Below are 1,040 nucleotides of genomic sequence, written 5' to 3' on the forward strand. Positions count from 1 at the left end.
TTTCAGTGTCTGGTTGCACAATATTAGAGCGTGCGGTCGACGCCGGCAGATAAACAGATGGTATATCTGATTAACCGTAAATTCACCACACAGATACGTGAGATGGAATTATGTAATCTACACTTGATCCTGCGCTCTGCTCATTTAAGTTTCACTCCGCGTTCGGCGTTCGCGTCGGGAGCACCGACGGGGCGGGGTAGGCAGCCCCCTAATCATCTCGCCTCGTCGGCCTGAACGCTGCTGGTCGCTTTGTCTGAACGTCTTTGGTCGACCGCTCACGCAATCCATTCGGCGGCGGACGGCTGCGCCGCATACTGAGCTAGGAAGCGGCTGCGCTCCCATAGAACAATTCCGTAGTCACTTTCCAACGTAGCGGCGATGCGACAGGCCTCGACGTCGCTCGAGGCATCAATCACCTCGGCTCTGCACACCACGCCGCGCTGATCGAGGTAAAACACCCGGTAGGTGAACGCTTCGGGCTGTAGCGGTGTGAAACGAGAAAGCACTCGATCCATGACGTGCCTAGAACGTCGCAGGCGAGCGCACCGGACGCTCAGCCGCCGAGGCCTGATTCTCGATCCGGCGGTGGGAGAACGTTTGTCAAAGTTCCATGCAAAAAACAGTCTAAAACCATACGGACGACTAAAAAAATAGTGACGCTTCGCGAGGATGGTGCCTCATTAAGCGGGAGATGAGTCTGCAAAGGCATAGTCTACAAGCAAGCTTGACCACTGGCTTGTCGCCGTTACGCTTCTCGTTCTCTACCGGCGGGTAGAGCGCTCGGCCGGTCGCTGTCTAATGCCGAAGAAGGCTGGGTATCGGAACCTGCGCCGGCACGTTTCTGGCGCTCGGTCACCGGCCAGCCGATGCGGGCGGCGTAAGCGCGCCGATCGCACCCAGTTGCCCGTGGCTGCTTTACCGGCCGGTGGCGGCCTCCAGCGCCCACTCGATAAAGGCGGAGCGGTTTATCCCCTCAGCCTCGGCGGCCTCATCGGCCACGCTCAACAGACCCTTGTCGATGGTGATGTTGATGCGGACCC

At 58.6% G+C, this 1,040-nt stretch carries 2 protein-coding genes; both read right to left on the minus strand.

The features are described from left to right. Window positions 1–275 precede the first annotated feature (275 nt). A complete protein-coding gene (locus OWC43_RS23340) occupies window positions 276–515 on the minus strand; it encodes a hypothetical protein (RefSeq protein WP_393958668.1) in 240 nt (79 codons plus the stop codon). Between the two features lie 400 nt (window positions 516–915). Next, window positions 916–1,032: a hypothetical protein gene (locus OWC43_RS23345; protein WP_393958670.1), complete on the minus strand. Its 117-nt coding sequence runs from the start codon at window positions 1,030–1,032 to the stop codon at window positions 916–918. Between the last annotated feature and the right edge of the window lie 8 nt (window positions 1,033–1,040).

Source organism: Methylorubrum sp. POS3, assembly GCF_043352485.1.
Taxonomy (GTDB): Bacteria; Pseudomonadota; Alphaproteobacteria; order Rhizobiales; family Beijerinckiaceae; genus Methylobacterium; species Methylobacterium suomiense.

Excerpts from the sequence above, each read along its gene's own strand:
- OWC43_RS23340 (WP_393958668.1), bottom strand. The coding sequence starts at position 515 with ATGGATCGAGTGCTTTCTCGTTTCACACCGCTACAGCCCGAAGCGTTC.